General features: G+C 43.0%; 15 protein-coding genes and 1 other annotated feature. Of the genes, 13 read left to right on the forward strand and 2 right to left on the reverse strand.

From position 1 onward, the window contains the following. Positions 1 to 12: 12 nt before the first annotated feature. Positions 13 to 2,151 carry a bifunctional diguanylate cyclase/phosphodiesterase gene (locus AC25CA_RS05745; protein WP_486816097.1) on the reverse strand — a complete coding sequence of 713 codons (2,139 nt, stop codon included), beginning with the start codon at positions 2,149 to 2,151 and terminating at the stop codon, positions 13 to 15. Positions 2,152 to 2,348: 197 nt separating this feature from the next. Between AC25CA_RS05745 and AC25CA_RS05750 the strand changes: the two genes are divergently transcribed. From AC25CA_RS05750 to AC25CA_RS05795, 10 genes are all read left to right on the forward strand, one after another. Then, on the forward strand, positions 2,349 to 3,482 hold the full coding sequence (locus AC25CA_RS05750; RefSeq protein WP_486816098.1) for an ABC transporter substrate-binding protein: 1,134 nt from the start codon (positions 2,349 to 2,351) through the stop codon (positions 3,480 to 3,482). Between the two features lie 171 nt (positions 3,483 to 3,653). Beyond that, positions 3,654 to 4,796: an ABC transporter substrate-binding protein gene (locus AC25CA_RS05755; RefSeq protein WP_486816099.1), complete on the forward strand. Its 1,143-nt coding sequence runs from the start codon at positions 3,654 to 3,656 to the stop codon at positions 4,794 to 4,796. Positions 4,797 to 4,875: 79 nt separating this feature from the next. Next, a complete protein-coding gene (locus tag AC25CA_RS05760) occupies positions 4,876 to 5,751 on the forward strand; it encodes a branched-chain amino acid ABC transporter permease (RefSeq protein WP_486816100.1) in 876 nt (291 codons plus the stop codon). A gap of 3 nt (positions 5,752 to 5,754) precedes the next feature. Further along, positions 5,755 to 6,726 carry a branched-chain amino acid ABC transporter permease gene (locus tag AC25CA_RS05765; protein ID WP_486816101.1) on the forward strand — a complete coding sequence of 324 codons (972 nt, stop codon included), beginning with the start codon at positions 5,755 to 5,757 and terminating at the stop codon, positions 6,724 to 6,726. Continuing rightward, entirely contained in the window at positions 6,723 to 7,481 is a 759-nt protein-coding gene (locus AC25CA_RS05770; protein WP_486816102.1) for an ABC transporter ATP-binding protein, read from the forward strand. The genes AC25CA_RS05765 and AC25CA_RS05770 overlap by 4 nt, the downstream gene beginning before the upstream one ends. Positions 7,482 to 7,491: 10 nt before the next feature. Continuing rightward, entirely contained in the window at positions 7,492 to 8,196 is a 705-nt protein-coding gene (locus tag AC25CA_RS05775) for an ABC transporter ATP-binding protein (protein WP_486816103.1), read from the forward strand. Between the two features lie 394 nt (positions 8,197 to 8,590). Beyond that, entirely contained in the window at positions 8,591 to 9,454 is an 864-nt protein-coding gene (nudC, locus tag AC25CA_RS05780) for an NAD(+) diphosphatase (protein ID WP_486816104.1), read from the forward strand. A gap of 36 nt (positions 9,455 to 9,490) precedes the next feature. After that, complete coding sequence (locus AC25CA_RS05785; RefSeq protein WP_486816105.1) at positions 9,491 to 9,850, forward strand: hypothetical protein; 360 nt, start codon at positions 9,491 to 9,493, stop codon at positions 9,848 to 9,850. Positions 9,851 to 9,925: 75 nt separating this feature from the next. Further along, complete coding sequence (locus AC25CA_RS05790; protein ID WP_486816106.1) at positions 9,926 to 10,297, forward strand: hypothetical protein; 372 nt, start codon at positions 9,926 to 9,928, stop codon at positions 10,295 to 10,297. 162 nt (positions 10,298 to 10,459) lie between these two features. Next, a complete protein-coding gene (locus AC25CA_RS05795; RefSeq protein WP_486816107.1) occupies positions 10,460 to 11,851 on the forward strand; it encodes an ADP-ribosylglycohydrolase family protein in 1,392 nt (463 codons plus the stop codon). Between the two features lie 56 nt (positions 11,852 to 11,907). Here the strand turns inward: AC25CA_RS05795 and cysK are convergent, their stop codons facing one another. Next, positions 11,908 to 12,819, reverse strand: coding sequence for a cysteine synthase A (cysK, locus tag AC25CA_RS05800; RefSeq protein ID WP_486816108.1), 912 nt, complete (start codon positions 12,817 to 12,819; stop codon positions 11,908 to 11,910). Positions 12,820 to 12,857: 38 nt separating this feature from the next. Continuing rightward, positions 12,858 to 13,089 (reverse strand) — a binding site (T-box leader). Between the two features lie 105 nt (positions 13,090 to 13,194). Here cysK and AC25CA_RS05805 point away from each other — a divergent pair. The 3 genes from AC25CA_RS05805 to sfsA are packed head-to-tail and all read left to right on the forward strand — an operon-like array spanning position 13,195 to position 15,785. Further along, positions 13,195 to 14,157, forward strand: coding sequence for a M15 family metallopeptidase (locus AC25CA_RS05805; RefSeq protein WP_486816109.1), 963 nt, complete (start codon positions 13,195 to 13,197; stop codon positions 14,155 to 14,157). After that, positions 14,158 to 15,111 (forward strand): tRNA modification radical SAM protein MnmL/YtqA, encoded by a 954-nt coding sequence (mnmL, locus tag AC25CA_RS05810; protein ID WP_486816110.1) that lies wholly within the window; start codon positions 14,158 to 14,160, stop codon positions 15,109 to 15,111. Then, complete coding sequence (sfsA, locus tag AC25CA_RS05815; RefSeq protein ID WP_486816111.1) at positions 15,093 to 15,785, forward strand: DNA/RNA nuclease SfsA; 693 nt, start codon at positions 15,093 to 15,095, stop codon at positions 15,783 to 15,785. The genes mnmL and sfsA overlap by 19 nt, the downstream gene beginning before the upstream one ends. The last annotated feature ends 2 nt before the right edge of the window (positions 15,786 to 15,787 follow it).

Genomic DNA, 15,787 nt, shown 5'->3' on the forward strand with positions numbered 1-15,787 from the left:
ATTTTTGCGCACCTAATTTTTTGAATCATCGAGAAGATGGAGCAATTGATCGATGGGTTGTGGATGATAAAATAGATAGCCCTGTGCATGCTTGCATCCAAATTGAATCAGCAAATCTCTTTGCGTTTTTGTTTCAACACCCTCTGCGATGACATCGAGAGAGAGTTCGCGTGCGAGGGCAAGGATCGAACGGATTATGGTTGCATCACGTGTGTCGGCAGAAACCAGACCATTTACAAACCGTCGATCGATTTTAATGATATCAATGGGGAGATCTTGGAGAAGACGTAGAGTTGATTGTGACGTCCCAAAATCATCTAGTGAGATACGGAAATGATCGGATCTAAGGGCGTTTAAATGTTCGTACATCTGTGGAATGGCGGCAACTGCCATTCGTTCGGTAATTTCAAATTCCAATAAGGAATAGGGGAGATTCTTAACATCCATTTGCTCGTGAATCCATTGAATTAATTCATCATCAATTTCTGTACCAGCCAAGTTAACGGCAATGGGAAAATCGATTTGGAATTTCTCTCGAATCATGGCAATAAGATCGATACTTTGCTGAATGATACAGAAACTTACTTTCTTAATAAGTCCGGTCTGTTCAGCAATTGGGATAAATTCACTGGGATTGTGAATGCTATTGCCTTTGTCATCGAGCCAACGCGCCAATGCTTCCGCTCCAATGATCCGGCCGGAATTAATGTCGATCAGGGGTTGGAAGTAGGCAGTTAATCCTTTTTTCTGCAAGACATCGCGCAAGGCGAGAGAGATTTGCAGACTCTGCTCGGATTTTTCAAACATAGCTGCTTCATAGAAGGCATAGCTTGTATGGTCCACGAGTTTTGCATGATACATAGCTGTATCTGCCTGCTGGATCAAACCATCGATTTGGTCGCTCATAGTGGGGTGTTGTGTAATTCCCATGCTGAGGCGAAGTGGATATCGAATGGAGCCCAAGTGATATTCATCCGTTAATATACTTTCCAGGTGGCGAAGCTTAGATTTTAGCTCAAGTAAGACATCGGGTGAATGGGGAAGTACATAAATTAAAATAAACTCATCGCCTCCCCAGCGAAAGCAGAGGTTATCTGGAAGCATAGCTTTTTTTAGGCGGCTGGAAAAGGCCTTTAGAAGGATATCGCCCATGCTATGGCCGTGTACATCATTTAGTTCTTTGAAGTTATTGATATCTAGATAGATCAAAAAGAAATGGGTCGACTGATCGATCAAGGATTGAATTTCTTCATTCATTTTTCGGCGGTTGGGCAATTCTGTTAAAGCATCATAGTAACTGGCATGCAGCAGTTGTTTATCAAGATGATGATTTCGAACCAACAGCAGTGTATAAAGCAGAAGAATCGACATAATACTTACAAAACCCAGCAAGCGGAACCATCGATAGCTGACAATAGGCCATTGTGTATGCTTTGGCAGGCCGGAAAAAACGATTATATGATCAAAATAGGGAAAAGCTATGGTTTGAAGAGACTCTCCAGATAGAGAGGCACTCTCGTTAAAGGCTGTATTTTCTGTTCCAAGTGTGTAGTTAAAATAGGGGTCATCATCGAGGCTTAGTTCGGAAATGAGGTAATCAAGATCGACGACAACGTTAACAAGACCCCATAGTTGACCGTTTTCAAATATGGGTGAACGCAAAACAAGTCCTTGGCCCCCTTGGCGCAAGGGATAGGGTCCATTAATAACAACCGAGCGCGTTTCCTGCATGCGTTGAAGCGCGTCTTGCACATCTTTTCGGGGATCGTCGTATAGATTGTGGCCCAAGGTTTCTTCGTTTCCTTCAAGTGGATAGACATAGCGTTGAATTCCGTTTGGTGCGACCGAATAATTCTTGATCCCTTTTAATAAAGATTGATTATTAGAAGCGAAGCGTTCAAATCGTTCATCAAAATCAAGGTCCTTACGAGTGGATTCGACGAAGGCACTTATACTTGTCATATGATTAGAGAGCAGATTCAGTTGTGACTTAACCTGCGTGCTCTTGACAAGAAAGTGTTCCTTCATTTGATTGTTCAGCGCATTCTTGTGAGCGTTCTCCAAACGGCTTGTAAAGTTTATCAAGAGTGATGTCAGGATAATGGATGCTAAAATTCCAATTATAAATAGCCAAACTTTTGTCCGTTTCATATTGCCCTCCCTTCATATCTTTACCCTTATCATAACGGATATATTGATCACTATTCCTTTTTAAGAATTTTATGGAAATTGCGACTATTCGATTTTGCTGATTTTATCGAAATAAGGGTTGATTAATGACGAAAAAGACGCTAATGTATTAGGCATATGTAAAACATATGACAAAAACGAAATAGGGGGAGCAAAAGATGAAAAAAACAGCATTATTTTTGATTTTGAGTATGGTAGTACTGACATTTGCTGGATGTGGTGGTGCAGCAGAGGAATCGAATACGATTCGAATTGGAACGATTGCACCGACAACTGGTCAGGTAGCGGTTTATGGACAGGCCGTTGATCAAGCTGTTCGCATGGCAGTGAAAGATGTAAATGCAGCGGGTGGTTTGTTGGACAAGCAAATCGAATTGATCGGTTATGACAATAAAGGTGATATTACAGAGTCTGTCAATGCATTCAATCGTTTGGTTGACAACGATGGAATTTCTGTATTTATTGGTGCTGTAATCTCTTCAACGACGTTGACAATTGCACCATTGGCGGTAGAGGCTGGAATTCCTATGATTTCAGCAACGGCAACAAATCTAGAAATTACACCGGTTGGCGACAACATCTTCCGCGCATGTTTTATTGATCCTTATCAAGGTGTTGTTATGGCACAGTTTGCTGCAGAAGAGTTGAAAGCAAAGCGTGTCGGCATCTTGTTTAATACAGCTGATGACTACTCTACAGGCCTTGCAGATTCATTCAAAGCAGAATTTGAAGCGGCTGGCGGGACCATTACAAACTTCGAAGGATATACAGGCGGACAAGACAAAGACTTTAAGTCGATTCTAACGAATGTTAAAACAGAAGCACCAGACGTTTTGTTCTTACCGGATTATTATAATACGGTTTCCTTAATCGCTGAGCAGGCCAAAGAATTGGGCATCGAATCAATTTTGATCGGTGGAGATGGCTGGGACGGAGTCTTGGGCGTAACAGACGGAGCGGTTGAAGGCGCATATTATGCGAGCCATTTTGCAAAGGATGACCCGGCTGAAAATGTACAAGCTTTTATTACAGAATTTGAAGCAGAAACAGGTGAAATGCCAAATTCATTCTCAGCGTTGGGCTACGATGCGGCTATGATTATGATTGAAGCGGTTCAAACAGCTGGATCAACAGATTCAGATGCAGTGGTAGCAGCCTTGCAAGCAACCGATTACGAAGGTATTACCGGACATATTCAATTTGATGCAGACGGTAATCCTGTGAAGAGTATTTCAATTATTCATGTTGTTAATGGTGTCGATACACTTTATGGAAAATTTGACGCAAAATAATAAAAACGAGAAAAATGAATACAAAGCCTCTAAAAAAAACGATTGACTGTCAGCCGAAAACATATTTTAAAAAACCTTCTTGTGTTTATGAACAAAATGTAATATAGTTAAAGAAATATTTTCTTTTGCTTTAGCAGAGGAAAGTGAAATCGAGAAGGAGGAATGGTTGATATGAGAGGCAAAAAATACGTAGCATTATTTATTTTGGTGGCATTGGTCCTCGGCGCATTTGCAGGATGTTCAGGCGGCGATACAGAAGCAGAGACGGTGAAAATTGGTCTCATTGCACCAACAACTGGCCAAGTAGCAGTTTACGGTCAAGCAGTGCAAAACGCAGTTGAAATGGCTGTTGAAGAACGAAATGCAGCTGGCGGTATTTTGGGGAAGCAAATTGAACTGATTTCCTACGATAACAAAGGTGACGCGACTGAAACTGTTAATGCATTTAACCGATTGGTTGATAATGATGGAATCGACGCATTTATTGGTGCGGTTATCAGTTCAACATCATTAACGATTGCTCCATTGGCAGTGGAAGCTGGCATACCGATGATTACACCTACAGGAACCAACTTGGAGATTACACCAATTGGTGACAATATCTTCCGCGCATGCTTTATTGACCCGTATCAAGGCAAAGTAATCGGCCAATTCGCATTTAATGAATTGAAAGCACAAAAAGCGGCTGTTATGTTTAATACAGCGGATGATTATTCGGTTGGTTTGAAAGACGCATTTGTTGCGGCATTCGAAGCAGCTGGCGGTGAAATTGTTGCAGTAGAAGGCTACACTGGCGGAACTGACAAGGACTTTAAAGCACTTTTGACAAATGTAAAAGCAGAAGCTCCGGATGTCTTGTTCCTTCCAGATTACTACAATACAGTTGGTTTGATCGCTGATCAAGCTAAGGAAGTTGGCGTAGATGCAACCTTGGTTGGGGCTGATGGATGGGATGGCGTTTTAGGCGTTTCTCCAGAGTCAGTTGAAGGCGGATACTTCGCAAACCATTATGCAAAAGATGACCCGGATGAGTTTGTTCAATCATTTATTTCTGAGTACACAGAAAAATATGGTGAGGCACCAAATGCTTTGGCGGCCTTGGGATATGATGGCGCAGAAATCATGTTCGCAGCGATTGAGTCTGCAGGTTCTACAGACAAAGCAGCGATTATTGAAGCTATGGGTAACACATCAATCGACGGTGTTACAGGCCACATCGTATTCGATGCGGACGGAAATCCAGAGAAGAGTATTTCAATCATTACAATTGAAGATGGAAAAGATGTGCTTTACGGTAAGTTTGGTGCAAAATAAGAAACGATGAACGGGATGCGAGAATAGGAGAGACTCATCTCTCCTATTCTTCTTTCTGTTTAAAGAAGGGGGATGCGACATGCAATTCATACAGCAGTTAATCAATGGTATCCACGTAGGCAGCATCTACGCGCTGATCGCATTGGGTTACACCATGGTATATGGAATTGTAAAGCTGATTAACTTCGCACACGGGGATATTATGATGCTCGGTGCGTATGTAGGCTTTTTCGCGATTGGATTATGGGGGTTACCTTTTCCACTCGCATTATTGGTATCAATGGTATTTTGTGCGTTCTTGGGGGTTGTGATTGAACGAATCGCCTATAAGCCCTTGCGGAATGCTCCGAGAATTTCAGCTTTGATCACAGCGATCGGAATGAGTTTATTATTAGAAAATATCGCACTGGTGTTATTCGGGCCGGATCCACGAAAAATGCCACCTGTTATTTCTAAGGAAGCAATTAATTTAGGCGGGGTACAAATTAGCTATTTGACGATTGTTACACTAGTACTGGCAGTTGGATTTATGATTCTTTTGGAATTATTTATTAAGAAAACCAGAACCGGAAAAGCAATGCGTGCTGTGTCTCAAGACAAAGCGGCTTCAACCCTAATGGGGATTGACGTTAACCGTATTATTTCCGTTACCTTTGCCATTGGTTCCGCACTGGGCGCCCTTGGTGGAGTTTTGTATGCAGTTGCATATCCACAAATTGAGCCTTATATGGGTATGATGCCAGGCCTAAAGGCCTTTGTTGCCGCTGTTTTGGGCGGAATTGGCAGCATTCCAGGTGCGATGATCGGTGGATTTATTATGGGAATCGTGGAGAGTTTGACGAAAGGCTATATATCCAGTCAATGGTCTGATGCTGTAGTATTTGGCATTTTGATTCTCGTATTACTAGTCAAGCCATCAGGCTTGCTTGGCAAGAATACAAGAGAGAAGGTGTAAGCGATGACAGAAAAAAGAAAACGCATTGTCATAAATTTAGGCTTAGTACTTTCTGTTTATGTGATATTATTCGTACTAATTAAGTTGAAAGTGATAAACCGTTATTATGAAGGCATTATGATCGCATGTTTGATCAATGTGATTTTAGCAACAAGCTTAAATCTGGCGACAGGATTTTTGGGACAATTGGCTCTGGGTCATGCAGGCTTTATGGCGGTTGGCGCCTATACGGCAGCAATTGTGACAAAAACCGTTGGCATGACTGGATCGGTTCAATTGTTATTTTCTTTATTGCTTGGTGGTATTGCCGCTGGTTTGATGGGTGTTGTGATTGGTATTCCTGCTCTGCGTTTGCGAGGGGATTATTTAGGTATTATCACCCTGGGATTCGGCGAAATCATTCGAGTTCTACTCTTTAACCTGAACATAACGGGTGGTGCTAGAGGCTTGAAAGGAATTCCAAAGTTGGCTGGTTTCAACCTGGTATTCTGGGTTTGTGTGCTGGTTGTATTTGTTCTTTATGCGATTACCAATTCCAAACAGGGTCGTGCGATTATGTCGATTCGTGAGGATGAGATTGCTGCAGAAGCTGTTGGTATTCCAACGGTCAAGTACAAACTATTGGGCTTTGTGATGGCGGCCTTCTTCGCCGGTATCGGTGGCGGCTTATTTGCACATTATATGACGGTTTTGGATCCAAAGACCTTCAACTTTATGAAATCTGTTGAGATTTTGGTTATTGTTGTTTTGGGGGGCATGGGATCGTTAACGGGTTCTGTTGTGGCTGCGATCGCATTAACCATTTTGCCGGAAGCCCTTCGATCCTTCTCGGAGTATCGTTTGCTTCTTTACTCGGCATTATTGATTGTTATGATGATCTTTAAGCCAGGTGGATTTTTTGGACAACGTGAATTTTCTATCCAAGCTTTGATGAAACGATTGAAAAAACCGGTTGTGGAAGGAGGAGAAGAATGAGTCTATTGAGTTGTAAGGACATAGGGATCTCCTTTGGCGGTTTGAAAGCGGTTGATCATTTCTCCATTGATATCAATCCACAAGAATTGGTTGGCTTGATCGGACCGAACGGTGCGGGGAAAACCACTATTTTTAATATGATGACGGGTGTTTATCTTCCAACGGAAGGTGACATTCAAGTTGACGGAAAGAGTGTTGTAGGCAAGAAACCATATGATATTGTACAGATGGGTGCCGCAAGAACCTTTCAAAATATACGTTTATTTAGAGAACTAACGGTAATTGAAAATGTGAAAATTGCACTTCATCATGAAATTAAGTATGGAACCTTTGCAGGAATTCTGCGTGGCAAGAAGTATGATAATGCGGAAGCCAAGGCGCAAAAAGAAGCACTGGAGCTACTAAAAATCTTTGAAATGGAAGAGTATGCCGAGCAAAAGGCGAAAAATTTACCTTACGGAAAACAGCGTAAGTTAGAGATTGCTCGTGCATTGGCAACCAATCCCAAGATCTTGATGCTAGATGAGCCAGCTGCTGGTATGAATCCTCAGGAAACCCAGGAATTGATGGACACCATTCACTTTATTCGTGATCATTTTCAGATTTCCGTTTTGTTGATTGAGCATGATATGAATTTGGTTATGGGGATTTGCGAACGACTAATTGTAATCGACTATGGAAAAATTATCGCCAAGGGAACACCAGAAGAAATCCGTTCAAACGAACAGGTTATCGGTGCATACCTAGGCAGTTAGGGGGAGACGCATGCTACAAGTACGAGATCTACATGTATATTATGACAAGATTCATGCGATCAAGGGCGTCGACTTTGATGTAAAGCCAGGGGAGATTGTTTCTTTGATCGGTGCCAATGGCGCTGGGAAGACGACAATTCTGCATACGATATCGGGGATTCTAAAGCCAACTGAAGGATTTGTGAAATTTCAAGGCGAGGAAATCAACTCAGTTCCTGCGCATCGAATTGTATATATGGGTATGGCTCATGTACCGGAGGGGCGACGAATTTTTGCGCAGATGACGGTATTAGAAAATCTGCAAATGGGCGCTTTTACTCGAAGTGATACCGTTCAGATTCGAAGAGATATGGAAAAAATCTTTACCCGTTTTCCACGGTTAAAGGAACGAATGGGTCAATTGGCGGGTACTCTTTCAGGTGGCGAACAACAGATGTTGGCCATGGGACGAGCATTGATGTCAAACCCGACGTTGATTCTTTTGGATGAACCATCCATGGGTCTAGCACCGATTTTGGTTGACCAGATCTTCTCGATTATTGAAGACATTAAGGCGATGGGAACAACGGTATTGCTTGTTGAACAGAATGCAACACGAGCACTTTCCATTGCGGACCGTGCCTATGTTTTGGAAACAGGTAAGATTGTCATGTCTGGCGATGCCAAAGAACTATTAGCAAACAGCGATGTAAGATCCGCTTATTTAGGCGGATAAAGCGAAGCGAATCCGCAGGCGAAGATAGAGCGACTGCGATAACCTTGTACTATCCGCCGTTATGGAGGTTAGGAACTAACCGAAGGTTGAGGGCGGAGGCGGATCAGTCAAGTATATGTTAAAGTATGATCCACTTAGGTGTGGATCAGTCAAGTATATGTTAAAGTATGATCCACTTAGGTGTGGATCAGTCAGGTATATGTTAATGTATGATCCACAAGATTAAAAAGAAGGCTTCGGCCTTCTTTTTGTATGCAAAATTTTGAAGGGTATGGGGATCGATGAATGGAGTAAGAGAAAGAATTTAAGATTAAGAAGTTGAAAGACATAAACTGTGATAAAATACTAAAATATGAAAGTGTAAGAATAAACAGAGAATTAGAAAGGACAGCAGATGTATCAGGAAGGGTTAAGTGAACAAATCAACATTGAATATCAAGACGCGAAAATTTCTATAAATGACAAGGTCTTACTGTTTGACAACAAGGGAAATTCTATCTTGAGATCTCAAGATGATGAGTGTTTTTTTATCTATAAAGACTTACAAAATGAAGGTGTTGAGTGGGGCGATCAGGATTTTTATTACTTGTTTTCTATCGAGAATGAAAAATATTTTGTTTTGATTGGCCAATTGCCGGAAGGGTTCAGTGAGAGATTTTTGACATGCTCAAGAAGTGAAATTTTCTCTAACCGGTCGGACAAATTTTCATATATCACCCTCACAGCTTCGCACATTTACGACTGGTATAAGAAAACAAAATTTTGTGGTGCCTGTGGTGAGCCAATGGAAGCGAGAACCGACGAACGAGCCAAAACCTGCAAGCATTGCGGCAATCGAATCTACCCACAAATTAGTCCGGTGGTGATTGTGGCGGTATCTAATGCAAACGAGTTATTGTTAACCAAGTATGCAAACCGTGCCCATAAGCGATATGCCTTGGTGGCGGGGTTTGTGGAAGTCGGCGAAACCTTGGAAGCGGCTGTAAAACGAGAAGTCATGGAAGAAACCGGTGTGAGGGTTAAGAACATCAAATACTTCGATAGCCAGCCCTGGGGGATTACAGGCGGATTGCTTTCTGGTTTTTTTGCCGACTTGGACGGGGACAGCACCTTAACCGTGGATTATGAGGAACTGCATGAAGCAAGATGGATGCCCGCAAAGGATGTCCAAGAAATGGAGCTCAATACAAAGTCTCTGACGGGCACGTTGATAGAAGTATGGCGAGAAAAGATTACTTTTAGCGAAACACGAAAATAGAGAAAATATGCGAACCTATTTTTGGAGGAAAGTTGTATGAAAATCATCTATAATGGAATGTATTTGGTTAGCATGATCATCTTGATTTATCGGTCCTATCGAACAGCTAAAGCTGATAATTTTAAGGAAGGGGCATACCCGGCAAAAGGGAAAACCACTTGGAAAGACAGCGTATTGTTTGTTGTTTTAATGTTTTCATATATTTTGGCTATGAATCTATATCCGATTAAATGGCTAACGGCTCCGTTTTTGGGTGTTCTGCTAGCATTTTATACGTGGACAGCGGTTCAGCACTATCGGATCTATAAGAAGGTGAAGCCGATTTTATTTGTGATTCTCTTCTGGATCATTGTCGTTGTTGCAAATGTGATCACATGGAATCGATTGACCGTTTAATCGTTTGGATTAAATCTTTACACCTCAAAAAAAACAAGAAAATGAATGGGTATAGTAAAGATGAGGAGTGATGAGATGATTGTTTTGTTGAATGGAATTCACCTTGTGTTAACGCTTTGGTTTACCATTCGAATTTATCGATTGGCAAAGGAGGATCATTATCAAAGTGGGAGTTATCCCAGAAGGGATCGAGAAATGAAACGGGATCGATTTGGATATTTTGCATGGCTTATTTTCTTTGTCTTTGTTTTATTTGTTTATCCGATTCGAGAGGTGACCATACCGATCCTGATTCCAATGGAAATCGTGATTGTTTGGAACGCTTATCAATACTATAAACACAGCAAACAATCAAAACCGCTTGGTCTGGCGCTATTTAATTTTTTATTGGTGGGCTTTTTAGCTATTGTAAATTGGGATGCCCCATCGATCCTAGAGTTATTTTAGATAAGTCTAAGAGTTAAGTAATATTGATGGAATAAAGACAGCACGAAATTTGTGCTGTTTTTTCATGGCGATTATAAGGCATGCATATTAAGAAAAGGACGAATGTCCTAGTATATAAAGAGAAATCTCGGATAAGCTGAGAAAAAAGAAGGAGAGTGGAAGATGAAAGCATGGGAAGAAGCACGCAAGATTACCGATCAAGCGATTCCGGTTCGTTTGGCGGAAGAAGAGCAAACTTGGGACGCTTACAATGAGGTGGAGCGTCAGATTGATTTTATGTTGAAATTGTATTGGAACAGCAATGTGCCGGGATCGTTTGCGCCGGAAAGCTTGGCATTGGCATCCATCCAGGCCGTTGAAAATCAAGGAAAGATTGTCGAGGGAGGAATGGATCTGTATTATACGGGTCAAGAGGCTGTGAAAAACGATGACATGGTTGCCTTGAACCGGATCTCTGCCATCCTTAAAAATCGGGTGAATGAAGCCAAGGTCAATGCAGAGCATGGCTACTGGAAAACAGAATTGTATTCGACTTTTGAAGATTTTGCAGCAAAAACAAGATTTCCTGAAACCATCGCCTGTGATGTAACAAGCCAACATTTCTGGAAACAGACATATGCTGGATGGATGACACAGATTATTGGAGCCGCATACGGAACAGCTTTGGAAGGCTATACGACGGAACAATTGGAGAAAAAGTTTGGGGAAATGGATGAGTATGTTCGTACCCCTAATACTATGAATGATGATATAACCTACGAATTGGCATTTTTGAATGCCTTTGATCGAGAAGGATACGGCGTTACTTCCCGCAATATTGCGGCGGAATGGTTGGCTTTAGTACCGGCAGGCTGGTCTGCCGAGCAGATTGCTCTCGATAATATTCGATTGGGCATCATGCCACCTGAATCAGGACGTCTTCACAATCCATTTAATGAATGGATTGGTGCACAGATGCGCGGAGTAATCTGTGGCATGGCGGCTCCTGGAAATGCAAAACTAGCCGCTGAATTGGCTTGGAAAGATGGAGAAGTTTCTCATATTAGTAATGGGATTATTGGCGAGGTCTTCAATGCCATGCTGGCTGCAATGGCTTATGAGCGTAAGGATATACGTGCCATGCTAGTAGACGTGATTGATGGATTGCCTGCTGAAGCGGAGTATACGCAGGTTGTGCGTTTTGCTTTGGATCAATGTCAGTCAAATGAAGACTGGCGACCAGCTTGGACGGCTTGTGAAGAGCGTGTAACAACCTTCAACTGGATTCACACCTATCCCAATGCTGCAGCGGAAGTAGTTGCTATGTGGTATGGTGATGGCGACTTTGATCGTACCTTAATCTTGTCTGGGAAATTGGGTCAAGATGTGGATTGCAATGCGGCACAGATTTTAAGCATACTTGGTATTATGAACGGATTGGACTCAGTTTCAGAACGTTGGACAGCACCGTTTGCAAATGATAACTTGGAAACGTACGTACGCTCTATGAAAGAAATGACGATCACTTCTTTGACAGACTGGACAGTAAATGCAGTGAAAAAAGCAAGCGTATAGTACTAGCGAAAAGAGAAAAACGGAGAAAGAGGAAAGCCTCTTTCTCCGTTTTTTATTTACGCATAAATTCCCATAGAAAGATATTTCTCGCCTCCATCTGGGGCAATCGTCACAAGCTGATCGCCAGCCTGATAGGACTCTGCTAAACGCAGGGTCGCCAGAATGTTGGCTGCGGCGGAGATACCCACAAACAGTCCTTCAGTTTTAACCAATCGTTTGGCAAAGGCCAAGGCATCCTCCGTTGTGACGGTTAGCACATCATCAACGTATTTCGCACGATAGATCTCTGGGATAAAGCCTGCACCAATCCCTTGGATCTTATGGGGACCGGGAGTTCCACCTGACAACACGTCGGACTCTTCAGGTTCGACAGCAATAATCTGAATCTCTTGGTTTTCTTCTTTTAGACGCTTACCAACGCCTGTAATCGTACCACCTGTACCTACGCCTGCAACAAAGGCTGAAATTTTAGGAAGGTCGGCTAGAATTTCTTCTGCCGTGGTTTCATAATGTTTGCACGGATTGTGCTTGTTGACAAATTGATAGGGGATAAAAACATTTGCATCTCTTTCCTGCATGGAGAGGGCTAAGTCGATGGTACCTTGCATGCCCTTGGATCCCGGTGTTAATTCAAGATGCGCACCGTAGGCGGTAATCAATTGGCGGCGTTCTTCGCTCATGCTATCTGGCATGATAATGGTAATGTCATAGCCCTTCAAGCGACCAATTAGAGCGAGAGCAATGCCTGTGTTGCCACTGGAGGGTTCAACGATTTTCATGCCCGGCCTTAGTGTTCCAGCTTTCTCTGCGGCTTCAATCATGCCCAATGCGGCTCGGTCCTTGACGCTGCCACCTGGATTCATTCCTTCTAGCTTCACATATACTTCAGCCCCGGATTTTGGAGTGATTTTCTGCAGTTTCACCATGGGTGTATGTCCAATCAGTTCAATTAAATTATTGACAATCATTGTTTTCTCCTTTCAATAAAAAACACACCTCGCCTCAATTAAGAGGCGAGGTGTTATCTCGCGGTTCCACTCTAGTTTTAGGTTATACAACCCTCTCATTGCGGATACAATCATATCAGCTTCTCGATAACGGGAGAATCCCGTACGTGCCTACTTGATTCGGCAGTCCGCTCTGAAGAGCACTTCGATTAAGTATTCTTAAGAGGTCACAGCACTCCTCTCTCTCTGGGAAGAATAAATTAATCTACTTTCCTTCATCATCGCGTTTTTTGTATTCTATATAGTTCTACCCTCTCTGTCAAGGATTAAATCAAATATATGCTTTTACACATAAAAAATGGTATCATAGAGAGAGACAAACAGGGAGGTCGACACATGAAAAAAGCAGGGATTATCGTGCTAATGACACTACTATTTTTTACAGGATGTAGTCGCGCAGAAACACCGGAGGCCACGGTTGAGGGTGAAAAACCTGTGGAGCCAGTGGTTGTAAAGCCAGTAGAGTTGGAATCCGAACCAGCAGAACCGGTTTTAGTGATGGATGAAAGTCCGATTGTCTTTCAATTTGGCGAAGAGACAGAAGCGATTCTACCGATGCAAAAGGCCTTGTATTTGATGAATTACGATGTGGATGAAACGGGCATATTGGATGAAAAAACAGAAGCGGCAATAGCGACATTTAAGCTGACCCAGGAGGATTTGATTCCAAATGGAGAGTGTACAGAGTGGACGCAAGATCGAATCCTTTTGGAAGCCGATCGTCGATTGATCAATCAACCAGATAGTCTTTTGGTTCTGGCCAACAAGACCTATTACTTGGCAGCTGATTATGTGCCAGCAGATTTGGTGCAGCCGGATGTGTATAACTACTATGAAGAGAAACGGGAGCTGAGGGAACCGGCGGCTCGCGCTTTAGAAGACCTGTTTGCCGCCTGTAAGGATGAGCTTGGGGTTAAACTGGTATTCCGTTCGGGATTTAGAAGCTACGATATCCAAAAGATCATTTTTGCGCGACATGTGAAGGCTGATGGATTAGAGGCGGCCAATCAGGTGAGTGCTAAACCAGGGCAGAGCGAGCATCAAACGGGAATGGCGGCGGATATTACCAGTTGGAGCGTCAAAAACGCCTTGGATGAAGCCTTTGGAGAAACGATGGAGGGGATTTGGGTTGCTGAGCATGCCCATGAGTTTGGATTTATTATTCGTTATCAGATCGATACCGTGGATATCACCAAGTATCAATATGAACCTTGGCATTTACGCTACGTCGGAATTGAAGATGCAACAAAGATTTTCGAAGCTGGGGTGACCTTGGAGGAATATCTGGGAGAAATCTAGATGAATCAGTGGAATGATAAGCGCTATCATAATTTGAATTTTGAATTGCGTGAGCGGTTCGGCAAAAAGATGGTGAAATTGAGTTTGGATGGCGGATTTACTTGTCCAAACCGAGACGGCACCCTTTCTGAGAAAGGGTGCGTCTTTTGTAGTGAGCGAGGAAGCGGTGATTTTGCCGGGAGTCGTTGGGCTCCCCTACAGGAACAGATCGATCAGCAGATAATTTTGTTGACAGAGAAATGGCCTAAGGCAGGTTATTTGGCTTATTTGCAGAATTTTACCAATACCTATGGTGAAACCGAGTCGTTAGGAAAATTATATCGAGAGATAGTAGCGGATCCGCGCATTGAAGGATTAGCGATCGCTACCCGGGCAGATTGCCTGAATGATGATGTGATTGCCTTATTGGAAGGCTTGAGTCATAAAACCTTTTTGTGGGTGGAGATCGGGATTCAATCGATTCACGCTTCAACGAGGGAGTGGATGAATCGCCATGAGGATTTGGATCAAGCCATGGAAATGGTGGAACGACTTCAATCTTGCGGGATTCGGGTGGTCGTTCATTTGATATTGGGTTTACCCGGTGAGACAGAAAATGAGATGATTGAGAGTGTGAAAGCGGTTGGAGATCTTGCTCCTTGGGGAATAAAACTTCATCTTCTTCATATCATGATCAAAACACCCCTTGCGGAGTGGTATCAAGCACATCCTTTTGATATGATGGAAAGAGGAGCTTATATCGATTTATTGGTGAAGTGCTTAGTTGGGCTTTCACCGGATATTACAATTCATCGATTGACAGGAGATGCACCACGGGATCGCTTGCTTGCTCCTAAGTGGGCGGTTCGAAAACGATTAATTCTCAATGGCCTTGATCAGGCATTGCGTCAAGGAAATTTGTGGCAAGGGAAGAGTTGGATGGGGAGTAAACGCATATGGGAATTCAATGGATAGAGGGTGTTTTTTTGGCAAGACCCAATCGATTTGTAGCGGAAGTTCAGATTGATGGTAAAGTAGAGCGGGCGCATGTTCCCAATACGGGACGATTGCAAGAGTTGTTGATTCCCGGTGTGGCGATTGCCTTGGCCATTCATTTAGATCCAAAAAGGAAATATCGATTGAGCTTGCGACAGGTGAAATATCGAGGGATTTGGGTGTCAATCGATTCACAGTTGCCAAATCGATTGGTGAAGGAAGCGCTTGAAACAGGGCTGATATTTCCAAATGAGAAGTGGGGGAGAATTCAATCTGAAGCCTCTTGTGGAGAAAGTCGTTTTGATTTTGCCTTGCATGGCCCAAGGGGCATTCGTTGGCTTGAGGTGAAGGGTGTGACACTGGAGCGTGAGGAGTGGGGGTATTTTCCCGACGCACCGACGACCAGGGGAACTCGCCATGTTCGTCATCTTCAGAGGCTTGTAGAAGCGGGTCAAGAAGCAGCGGTCATCTTTGTCATACAAAACGCATGGGCCAAGGGAATTACTCCGAATCTTGAGAAAGATCCAGAATTTGCGCAGGCGGTGAGAGAAGCGTGTGAAGCTGGGGTTCAATTTTTTGCATATTGTTGGGGATTTGAGCATGGAGAGACCAGTTTTTTTGGTGCTCGACCCGTAGAAATAAATAGGGTATAAAA

The organism is Gottschalkiaceae bacterium SANA (genome assembly GCA_036323355.1).
Lineage (GTDB): Bacteria > Bacillota > Clostridia > Tissierellales > GPF-1 > GPF-1.

Coding starts and splice junctions, on each gene's coding strand:
- AC25CA_RS05745 (WP_486816097.1), bottom strand. CDS start 2,151: ATGAAACGGACAAAAGTTTGGCTATTTATAATTGGAATTTTAGCATCC.
- AC25CA_RS05750 (WP_486816098.1), top strand. CDS start 2,349: ATGAAAAAAACAGCATTATTTTTGATTTTGAGTATGGTAGTACTGACA.
- AC25CA_RS05755 (WP_486816099.1), top strand. CDS start 3,654: ATGAGAGGCAAAAAATACGTAGCATTATTTATTTTGGTGGCATTGGTC.
- AC25CA_RS05760 (WP_486816100.1), top strand. CDS start 4,876: ATGCAATTCATACAGCAGTTAATCAATGGTATCCACGTAGGCAGCATC.
- AC25CA_RS05765 (WP_486816101.1), top strand. CDS start 5,755: ATGACAGAAAAAAGAAAACGCATTGTCATAAATTTAGGCTTAGTACTT.
- AC25CA_RS05770 (WP_486816102.1), top strand. CDS start 6,723: ATGAGTCTATTGAGTTGTAAGGACATAGGGATCTCCTTTGGCGGTTTG.
- AC25CA_RS05775 (WP_486816103.1), top strand. CDS start 7,492: ATGCTACAAGTACGAGATCTACATGTATATTATGACAAGATTCATGCG.
- nudC (WP_486816104.1), top strand. CDS start 8,591: ATGTATCAGGAAGGGTTAAGTGAACAAATCAACATTGAATATCAAGAC.
- AC25CA_RS05785 (WP_486816105.1), top strand. CDS start 9,491: ATGAAAATCATCTATAATGGAATGTATTTGGTTAGCATGATCATCTTG.
- AC25CA_RS05790 (WP_486816106.1), top strand. CDS start 9,926: ATGATTGTTTTGTTGAATGGAATTCACCTTGTGTTAACGCTTTGGTTT.
- AC25CA_RS05795 (WP_486816107.1), top strand. CDS start 10,460: ATGAAAGCATGGGAAGAAGCACGCAAGATTACCGATCAAGCGATTCCG.
- cysK (WP_486816108.1), bottom strand. CDS start 12,819: ATGATTGTCAATAATTTAATTGAACTGATTGGACATACACCCATGGTG.
- AC25CA_RS05805 (WP_486816109.1), top strand. CDS start 13,195: ATGAAAAAAGCAGGGATTATCGTGCTAATGACACTACTATTTTTTACA.
- mnmL (WP_486816110.1), top strand. CDS start 14,158: ATGAATCAGTGGAATGATAAGCGCTATCATAATTTGAATTTTGAATTG.
- sfsA (WP_486816111.1), top strand. CDS start 15,093: ATGGGAATTCAATGGATAGAGGGTGTTTTTTTGGCAAGACCCAATCGA.